The sequence below is a fragment of the Cohnella cholangitidis genome, assembly GCF_014107495.1.
In the GTDB taxonomy this organism is placed as follows: Bacteria; Bacillota; Bacilli; order Paenibacillales; family Paenibacillaceae; genus Cohnella; species Cohnella cholangitidis.
This window is the reverse complement of record NZ_CP041969.1, coordinates 1,812,446-1,822,187: the sequence shown is the minus strand read 5'-3', so window position 1 is coordinate 1,822,187 and position 9,742 is coordinate 1,812,446. Positions and strand designations below refer to the sequence as shown.

At 49.7% G+C, this 9,742-nt stretch carries 7 protein-coding genes and 2 pseudogenes; 1 reads left to right on the top strand and 8 read right to left on the bottom strand.

What is annotated here, in order from left to right:
• Window positions 1–77: 77 nt before the first annotated feature.
• Complete coding sequence (locus FPL14_RS08860) at window positions 78–1,769, top strand: S-layer homology domain-containing protein (protein ID WP_182302640.1); 1,692 nt, start codon at window positions 78–80, stop codon at window positions 1,767–1,769.
• A 40-nt stretch (window positions 1,770–1,809) separates the two neighbouring features.
• Here the strand turns inward: FPL14_RS08860 and FPL14_RS30935 are convergent.
• From FPL14_RS30935 to FPL14_RS08825, 8 genes and pseudogenes are all read right to left on the bottom strand, one after another.
• A pseudogene (locus FPL14_RS30935) lies at window positions 1,810–2,015 on the bottom strand (transposase); the annotation flags it as partial.
• Between the two features lie 16 nt (window positions 2,016–2,031).
• Window positions 2,032–2,183 (bottom strand): annotated as a pseudogene (locus FPL14_RS30930) (transposase); the annotation flags it as partial.
• 174 nt (window positions 2,184–2,357) lie between these two features.
• Complete coding sequence (locus FPL14_RS08850; RefSeq protein WP_182302638.1) at window positions 2,358–3,179, bottom strand: carbohydrate ABC transporter permease; 822 nt, start codon at window positions 3,177–3,179, stop codon at window positions 2,358–2,360.
• Window positions 3,180–4,133, bottom strand: a complete 954-nt coding sequence (locus FPL14_RS08845; protein ID WP_182302637.1) for a carbohydrate ABC transporter permease — start codon at window positions 4,131–4,133, stop codon at window positions 3,180–3,182.
• An 82-nt stretch (window positions 4,134–4,215) separates the two neighbouring features.
• Window positions 4,216–5,550 (bottom strand): ABC transporter substrate-binding protein, encoded by a 1,335-nt coding sequence (locus FPL14_RS08840; RefSeq protein ID WP_407644650.1) that lies wholly within the window; start codon window positions 5,548–5,550, stop codon window positions 4,216–4,218.
• A 160-nt stretch (window positions 5,551–5,710) separates the two neighbouring features.
• A complete protein-coding gene (locus FPL14_RS08835) occupies window positions 5,711–6,496 on the bottom strand; it encodes a response regulator transcription factor (protein WP_182302636.1) in 786 nt (261 codons plus the stop codon).
• 36 nt (window positions 6,497–6,532) lie between these two features.
• Window positions 6,533–7,900 (bottom strand): ABC transporter substrate-binding protein, encoded by a 1,368-nt coding sequence (locus FPL14_RS08830; RefSeq protein ID WP_182302635.1) that lies wholly within the window; start codon window positions 7,898–7,900, stop codon window positions 6,533–6,535.
• A gap of 29 nt (window positions 7,901–7,929) precedes the next feature.
• A complete protein-coding gene (locus FPL14_RS08825) occupies window positions 7,930–9,693 on the bottom strand; it encodes a sensor histidine kinase (RefSeq protein ID WP_182302634.1) in 1,764 nt (587 codons plus the stop codon).
• Between the last annotated feature and the right edge of the window lie 49 nt (window positions 9,694–9,742).

Sequence of the window (9,742 nt, the reverse complement as noted above, 5' to 3'; positions counted from 1 at the left end):
CCGCAGTCGTAAGAGCAGTCAGCGTTGCTAATCCGCAGCTGGTGTATGAACAGGTCATAAGAGTAGTTGATCCAGAAGTGGAAACTGTAAAGGCATTGATAAATGCAATCGGCATGGTTTCCTTGAATAGCAAGGGAGAGATCGACGCTGCACGGGAAGCTTATAATCATCTGACTGATGACCAGAAAGCATTAGTGGATAATTATGAAGGATTGGTAGCTGCAGAAATACAGTATGAAGAATTGGTGGAAGCCTCCAAGAAAGTAAGTGGAGTAACGCTTGACAAGAGCACATTGAATCTGACTGTAGGAATAAGCGGACAATTGACGGCTACCGTAACGCCATCCACAGCAGTAAACAAGAATGTAACATGGTCAAGCAGCAACACCAAGGTTGCAACTGTCGACAGTAACGGCAAGGTAACCGCTGTGGCAGTAGGAACAGCCATAATAAACGTAATGACAGAAGACGGCGGTAGAGTAGCAACGTGTATTGTAACCGTCAGAAGAAGCGGACAAAGCAATGGAGGAAGCGATCCTAGCGGAGGAAGCGATCCTAGTGGAGGAAGCGATCCTAGCGGAGGTGGTTCATCCGTAACGCAACCGACAACAACGCCGACAGGAGATGGACCGGTTACCCTTCAGGCGCCTGCACCTGTAGTGAATACAGCAGGCGTAGCAACAACTACTCTTGATGCAGATACGTTGACCAAAGCTCTCGAAGCCTCTAATACAGTAATCATTATTGTACCTAAGGCTGAAGAAGCCCGTGCATATGCATCGGTCTTGCCGACGACAGCTCTGACGTCAGGAGATGCAACCAAGAAGATCGAAATCGTAACTGAACTCGGTAAGGTATCCGTAACTGGAAACATGCTCACCTCAATTGATGTAGCAGGGGCCCAGGTTGTAAGCCTCGTTATAGCAAAAGCAGACGTAAACGAGGTTGATTCGGCAGTAAAGTCACAAATAGGAAAGAGACCTGTAGTAGAGCTCTATGTAAGTATAAACGGCACCAGGATCACACAGAGCAGATCTAAAGCGCCTGTGACCGTGGAATTACCGTATACGCCTACAGCAGCTGAGCTTGCCGACCCAGAGTTTATCGTCGTATGGTACATGGATGAAGCAGGAAAGGCAGTGGCGGTACCCACTGGCCAATATGATTCCGCAACGGGTAAGGTGACCTTTACAACAACACACCTTGGCAAGTATGCGGTGGCATATGCTAAGAAGAGCTTTAGCGACATTGGCCAACATTCATGGGCAAGAAAAGCAATAGAAGTAATGGCCTCTAAAGGGGTGATAAGCGGCACTTCTGCAACAACCTTCAATCCTTCTGCCGATATTACGCGGGCAGACTTCGTACTATTGCTTGTGAAGGCTCTTGGGTTATCCGTACAAACGCAAGGCAACTTTGCAGATGTAAGCTCAAGCGCATATTATGCAGAAGCTCTGGCCATAGCCAAAACCCTTGGAATGACAACGGGGGTTGGCAACAACAATTTCAATCCAAAAGGAAAGATTACAAGGGAAGACATGATGGTTCTTGCAGCAAAAGCAATGAATATAGCCGGTAAACCTTTGGAACAGACTTCAGAACTGAAAGGCTATTCTGACTCGGCGCAAATAAGCCGTTATGCGTTCAATGATGTGGCAGCTTTAATCAAGGCAGGAATTATTAAAGGCAGCGGCAATTCCATAAATCCGAAGGGAACAGCAACAAGGGCAGAAGTAGCGGTTATCATTTACAACTTGTATAACAGATAGTTCTTAGCGGCATGAAATGAAGAAATGGCGACCAGGGAGGTTATCCCTGAGTCGCCTTTTCTCGATTGCGGTTCACCACAGCTTTCTTGAGCAAATTATGGACAAGGGAAAGCCATCCGACCTCAAGGCTGACTTTCGGTAAACCCCGAAGCAGAAAACGCTGGAATCCCGGGTTATTCTTCTTGTCCAAAACACGTTCTCCGGTTCGATCATGCGTTTCACCAATAACGCATAGCCCTCTTCACTTCCAGCGATGACTTCCTTGAACGAGCAATTGAAGTACGGAGGTGAAGATCGCTTCAAGCACGTCTTTCATGCGCTCGGAGCGGAAACGATTGATGATGCGAAAGTCCGGACTTTGTCTGCCGGCAATCCGTTAAACATGACATTTTCTCTGACGGCTTTGGCGATGCGTTATTAACCGTTTATTGAGAGAAATCGATGAGGGAAGAGGGAGATATATCCCCCTTATAAATTCAATCGATAAACAAATAACGCCCTTCCAGCTTCCTGTCGGGAAGTGAAAGGGCGATAAGTCTGCTTACTTGGAAGATGCCAGCTACAAAGGTGATTCCCTGTTCTTTCGGCTCAGCCTTTAATCGATCCTGCTAGCAAGCCGCGAATGAAGTAACGGCTCAGGAAGATGTAGACGAGCAGCGTCGGAAGCGCAGCGAGAAGGGCGCCTGCCATCTGAACGTTCCACTGCACGATTTGGCTGCCCGACAGATTTTGCAGCGCCACCATGATCGGCTGCTGCTTCTGCGTCGTGAGGGTAACCGCGAACAGAAACTCGTTCCAAATATTCGTGAATTGCCATATGCCGACGACAACGAATCCGGTGACGGACAAGGGAACGATGACATGGCGATAGATGCCGAAGAATCCGTTCCCGTCGATTTTGGCCGCTTCGAGCAACTCGGTTGGAATGCCGACGTAGAAATTCCGGAACATAAGCGTACAGATCGGCAAACCGTAAACAACGTGAACCAGAATGAGTCCCGCAAGCGAATTGTACAGGTTGATGCTCTGCATGAACTGAATGAGCGGAATCAATATGCTCTGGTACGGGATGAACATGCCGAACAGCATGAGGGCAAAGAGCATATTGGAGCCTTTAAATGTCCACTTGGATAAAATGTAGCCGTTCATCGATCCGAGGAACGCCGACAGCAAAGTAGCGGGAATAACGAGCAAGAAGCTGTTGGCCAAGTTGGGCGCCAGCTTCTCGAAGGCGATTTTGTACCCCGAGAAATCGAATTTCGTGGGCCAATCCCACATTTTCTCCAGCGTGATGGAATCCAATCCTTTTACGCTAGTCAGGACGACGACATAGATCGGAATCAGAAATAAAACGGCTAATGCGCAAAGGAGCAGATAGAGCAGCGTACGTTTTACGCGTTCACCTCTCATTTACTTATCCCCCTTTCTAAGACTGGAAAACAGATACGGGATAATGAGCAGAGAGATGAACGCAAGCATGACCATGGCGATTCCGGCGCCTTGCGCATAATGGTTGCCGCGAAATGTCGTTTCGAACATATACACCCCGGGCACGTCGGTAACAAACATCGCTCCAGGTCCCGTCATCGCATACACCAAATCAAATATTTTCAAGGAGATATGGGCGAGAATAATGATCAAGCTCATCGTGATCGGCGTCAACTGAGGCAGGATGACCTTGAAGAAAATTTGGCTTTCCTTGGCGCCGTCGACTCTGGCCGCTTCGCGTAAATCGTCGGGAACCGCGCGCAAGCCTGCAAGATACATCGCCATTGCAAAGCCGGACATTTGCCATACAGTCGCGATCGCCACTGCGATTATTGCAATCGGAATACCGAATTTGATCTGTCCGATGGGTAATCCGAGATAGATTTCCGTGCTTGTATACCATTTAGGCACCGAGTCAAAGCCGATGTTTCTCAGGATCAGGTTGAATCCGGTAGTCGGATTAAGCAGCCACTGCCAGATAACGCCTGTGACGATAAAGGATACCGCCATCGGAAAGATGAACACATTGCGAAAGAACGATTCCCCGCGAACTTTGCGGTCGATCATGAGTGCCAAGAATAAACCGATCATCATCGTGGCGGCAATAAAGAGGATCGTGAACACCAATGTATTTCTTAAATCCGATTGAAAGCGGAAATCTGAAAATAAAAATCGATAATTGTCGAAGCCGATAAAGTTATCGGTTTGGACAAGGGTATTCCAATCCGTAAAGGAAGTATAGCCGGTCTTGGCGATAAATCCATAAATAAATATGGCAATCGCAGCAATAGAGGGCAACAGCATCAGTATGGGAAGCAACAGCTCCCGGTTTTTCTTCTTTTTGCTTGCACCGATCTCTCCGACCGAAGAAGTCATAAGCGTCACTCCCGAAAAAAACAGGGCCAGATGCCAGATCGCATCTGACCCCGTTTTATGTTCTGTTTAGAGATCCCGTCGATTAGTTGCCGATTCCACTCGATTGCGCGGCGGATACGAGCGCTTTCTGAGCTTGATCCACATCGCCGTTCGTTACGAAAATATTTACGACTTGATTCGCTTGCGTTGCAAAGCCTTCCGGCGCTGCGGAACCATGCGCTAAGCTTGGAGCGAGCTTGCTTACTTTGAAGTCGTCGATCGTTTCTTGTCCGTAAGAATCGTATTTGGATTTGTCTGCGTCGATCCGAGCGGGAATCGATCCTTTCAGCGGATTGAACACGTCTTGACCTTCGACGGAGCCAAGCACCTTCAAAAATTCGCGAGCGGCTTGCTGGTCTTTAGCACCCTTCGGAATGGCGAACGTATCTGTGATAACCATGAAGCTGTCGCCGGTGTTGGGCGTTTCGATCCAGCCGAAATCCTCGTTCGCAACGAGCTTCAAATCCGTTGTGAAGTAGCCTTTAGCCCAGTCGCCCATGTTCGTCATTGCCGCTTTGCCCTCGGCGACGAGTTGGGAAGCGTCTTGCCAGTTGCGCGCCGCATGATCGTCGTTCGCGTAAGTCAGCATCTTTTTGAATTTTTCGAAAGAAGAAGTTATCCGCGCATCGTCGAATTTCACTTCGCCGGTCCACAGTTTTTTGTAGTCGTCGGCGCCCAGCTCGCCCATTATAATGTTTTCGAGCAGCATCGTTGCCGTCCAGGGCTCTTTATCGCCCAGCGCAAGCGGCGTAATGCCTTTTGCTTTCAAAGCGTCGGCGACAGCGAAGAACTCGTCGAATGTCTTAGGCGCCTGAAGGTTATTGTCGTCGAATATTTTTTTGTTGTAGAAGATCACGTTGCCGCGATGGATATTGACCGGTACGGAGTAGGCTTTGCCGTCTTTGCTGACGAGGTCGATCAATTCCTTAGGGAACTTCTCGTTCCAGCCCTCTTCCGCGAACAAATCGTTCAGATCGATTACTTTATCCGCTGCCACCCAACCGGTATTCAGCTCGGCACCGCCATGTACCTGGAAGGCATCCGGCGGATCTCCGCCCTGCATGCGGCTCGCGAGCACGGCCTTGGCGTTCGTTCCCGCTCCGCCCGCAACGGCGGCGTTAATGACTTCAATGTCCGAATGCTTATCCGAGAATAACCCGATCAAGCCATTCAAGCCGGCTTCCTCGCCTGCTCCCGTCCACCAACTGAAGATTTCGACCTTTTGGTCAACGGATTGCTCCGATTTGGCGGATGGAGAAGGAGAGGCGCTTCCCTCGCTGCCCTTTGATGCCGCAGGACCGTTGTTGTCTCCACATCCCGTTAACGCCATGCCAGCAACCGACAATGTGGAAAGTATCATGCCTAATTTCCGTTTCACTTGACTTCCCCTTTCAGAACAAGGTTTTGTAATCGCTTTACGTTTAATATGATAAACGCTTACAATCGGGTTTAATATGTGGCGATCCTATCTTTTGTTCCGTTATTTTACACAGAAATCCAGCCTTGCAAGGATTGCTCCCCGCAAGGCTGGACGATGGTTAGCTATGATATTTGCGATATTCGCCGGGCGACATCCCGGTCTGCTTTTGAAACCATTCGCTGAAGTAACGGGGGTTCGGATAACCGACGGCTTCCCCGATCTGATAGATCTTCAAAGTGCTTTTGGTCAACAGCTCGCATGATTTCTCAATCCGCTTGGCAGACAAATAGTCGCTGAAAGACTTGCCCGTTTCCTGTTTGAAAATTCGGCTTAGATAATTCGGCGTAATGTACAGTTCCTCGGCAATTTGCACCAGGTGCAGGTCCTCGGTGAATTTCTCGTTCATGAGCTTTATCGCATTCTTGACCAGAAAAGAGGCGTTTTCGTCGATCCCGTCCGCAGGCTTCGGCAATTTCGGAAGCTTTAAGCGGGCGTTCCTCTCGTCCTGGCAGCGGGCTTTAAGCTTGAGCAGAATTTCTTCGGTGTCCTCGACGTCCGTCGGCTTAAGTAAATAATCGGAGGCCCCAAGCCGTATCGCTTCCTGGGCGTATTTGAAATCGTCGAATCCGCTCATGATGACCACTTTGGTGGAGGGCGTATCCGGATGATCCATTTCGATTTTCCTGAGCTCGGCCAGAAACTCCAGCCCCGTCATATTCGGCATTCGAATGTCCGTCATAATAATGTCGATCGGGTTGTTTTTAATTTCTTGCAGCGCTTCGCGTCCGTCCTCGAAGCTGCCTACAAGCTCGATGCCGATCCGTTCCCAATTGATATGTTCGCTTAATCCTTCGCGAATCCATGATTCATCGTCTATTATTGCTGCACGGCAAGGCGTTTTCATGCGTTATCCCCCTTATGATTCTATTGGATGATCGGTTCACTCGCTGTTTTTCGGGTTATGTTTGGATTGTTTGGCGTTATTGATCTGGATCGACTGGTACAGATGCCGCAGTTCATCGGCGGCTGTGCGGAAAGCCAGTTCCGGCTCGGAATGAAGCGTAATGATTTTGGCGAGCGCGCGTTCTTCGATTTCTACCAGGGCGTTATAGTAAGGGACATAGGGCTCGTTGCGCGCGGTCCGTAGGCTTTCGAGCAGCAAGCCGAAGTCGGGCCGGCTTTCCCGGTAGCGTTCGTCTCCGAGAATGGAGCGTCTTGCAGGGATGCCTCCGGCTTCAACATAGATCTTGCCGCCGACCTCTCCTGTCGCGAATTCGAGAAATTTCCACGCATCGGCCGGATTCGCCGAATTGGCATTGATGGCAAGCGTCCAACTATGCTCGAAGGTCGCCCGGCGAATATTGCCGTCTTCGCCTTTAATGCCAGGAATGAGAGCGATTCGGATGGAATCCTTGTAGCGGCTAGTCGATTGCAAGATATCCTTGTATGAAGCGTTCCAGTACGGCGCGGCCATCGCAACCTCGCCGCTAAGCAAAGCGTCGCGCGTTCTTGCGAAATCCCAGGACAGGAGATCAACGGGAATGACTTTGTTTTGAATCATTTTCGCCAAGAACTCGCCGGCGCGTATCGAAGGCTGGAGATCGAGCATCACTTGGCCGGTATCTTCCTGCATGCCGTCTCCCCCAAAGGACCAGAGCAAGGAAGCGAAAATCTTCGATCGCTCCTCGGGAACAACCGCGGGCATCGTCGCTCCCCATCTGGTCGGAGAGCCGGGCGTGATGGAACTCGTGAAACGCTCCGCTACCTCGTAAAATTCATCCCAAGTATCCGGTGGACGGGAAATGAGATCGCTGCGGTAAAATAAAAAGTGCGTGCTAATATCGGTCGGCAGGGCATAGATGGCGTTCCGATACCGGTAGATCGCCAGGAAATCGTCCAGATTGAAGGATTCCAGGTCGGTTAATTCCGGATTTTCGATAAAGGGATCGAGCGGTAATATCGCATTCGCGGACGCGAATTGGGCGATCGAAGTGTTCGGCATGAACATAACGTCGAATGCCTCCGATCCCGCGAATAGTTGAGTGCCTAATGCGGTAAAGAAGTTGTCGCGCCCTAGCTCGACGAACTCGACTTTTATGCCGCTGGACTTCGTAAACGGTTCGGCGATTTTGCGAAGCGCGGACGACTCTGTTCCGGTGCGGATCAATACGCGAATAATAGGCTCTTCCACGTTGTTCACCGGTTCGCTCAGTTTGATTTTGTCCAGCAAGGCGATTCCGCTCAGCGTCCAGAGGACGAGAAGGGATATCGTGATGAGCAGCAAGCTTCTAAATCCAAGACGATTCATGTACGTATACAGCCTCCTGTTCCGCGATCTCAATCCGATTCCCTGCTGAGAGGAATGCAAAGCCTGACCAAGGTTCTGCCGTTGACGCGATCGATTAATCGTATGCCGAACGCTTCGCCGAACGAGAGTTGAATTCTTTGATGAACGTTTCGAAGCCCGACATGATCGCTTTGCTTTTCATCCTCCAGCAATTGTTTCATGCGGCTTAGATCGGTATCGTCTCCGTCGTTGACGATATCGATCAGCACTTCATGACCGGATCGGTAAATATCCAAGTTGATATGACCGCCAGTCTTTAACCTGGCTATGCCGTGCTCGATCGCGTTCTCGACGATCGGCTGCAAAATGAGCGGCATCGTCCAGACGTCGTTCAGCTCCGGCTCCATCGTGATTCGATAGTCTAGTTTATCCCTGTATCGGAAAGCGAGAATTCGCAAATAGTTCTCGACATGCTCCACTTCCCGTTCCAAGGACACGCGCTCCAAGCTCGAGTTCAACGTAAATCTGAAAAATTTTCCGAGCGCGGTGACCAGCTTGCTGATCGGCTCGGCGCCATGCTTTTTCGACATCCAGTAGATCGTATCCAACGTGTTGTATAAAAAATGCGGTTGTATTTGCATTTGCAGCGTTTTCAATTGAGCGTCGCCTTTTTGCTTCTGCGCGTTTTCATTCTCGATAAGCAACTGTTGCGTCCGGTCCACCAACCGATTGAAATTGCGTTGTAAAATACTGATTTCCCTAATTGAGCTCATTTGTTCTCTTACGTTTAAATTGTCAATGGAAGCGACCGACATGACTTTAGCCAAACCGATGACCGGCTTCGAAAGAACCGCCGTGAATAGGAGGGCGACAACGAAAGAGACGATCGCTCCAAGGCCGGACATAATCAATAGCACCTTGAGGATTTGCTGATTAGGTCCGAGCACTTCATTCAGAGGAACGACGGCAGTTAACTTCCAATTACTGACCGCCGAAGTGTCATAGGATAGAAGCCATTTGCCATCTACGGTGATCGTTCCGCTGCCGAAGGAGGGAAGTTCTTGAATCGCCGACGTAATTTTGGGGTTGTTAAACAGATCGGATTGCTGGCTGTAGATGACTTCGCCGAAATGATCCGTAATTTGAAGGGAGCCTGTCGATCCGATCCGAACGCCGCGAAGATACTCATCCAGAAAGAGGTCGTTTAGCTGGATGAATAGATAGCCTCTCAGCTCGGCGGTATTGCTGTCGACGATTCTACGCGCCGCCGTCACGGAAGCATGAACGGGGGTGTTGAACCCCGCTTTGGATTGATAGATCGCTTGCGAGTTGTTGAGCCAATGCATCTTTAGCGGCTCCTCGTTGAACTGGTTGACGATATAGTTGTAATTTTTCCGATCCAACTGGTCATAATGAGCCAGGGAACTGTCCGTAGACAGCACGTAGCTGTCGGGAGTCACAAAGGAGATCGTTCGAATATGGTTCAGCTTCCCGCTGAATAAATCGGAATACACCTTCTCTTTGAATTTGCGGTTTGCTTCGTTGAGCTGATAGGTTGTATCCAGCGGAGCGGCGATAAATTCGAGCGATTGCTGATAAAGCAGCGACCAGGTGAGCCGATCGATCTCGTTCAGGTTTGTATCCAACGTGCTTTTGGTTTGTGCGACGGATTGCTGTACGAATTGGCTGGCTTGATTTTGGAAGAGATCGTTTTGCTTCTGGTAAGTTATGAAAGTGATGACGACAAGCGGAAAGATCATGAGAAACAGGATTGCCGTTAACAAAATGGACCGGATCGAAACGGTTCGCGACATGGCTTTATTGTGCCTCCCCAATCGATGAAAACTATGAAAGCGCTGTCAT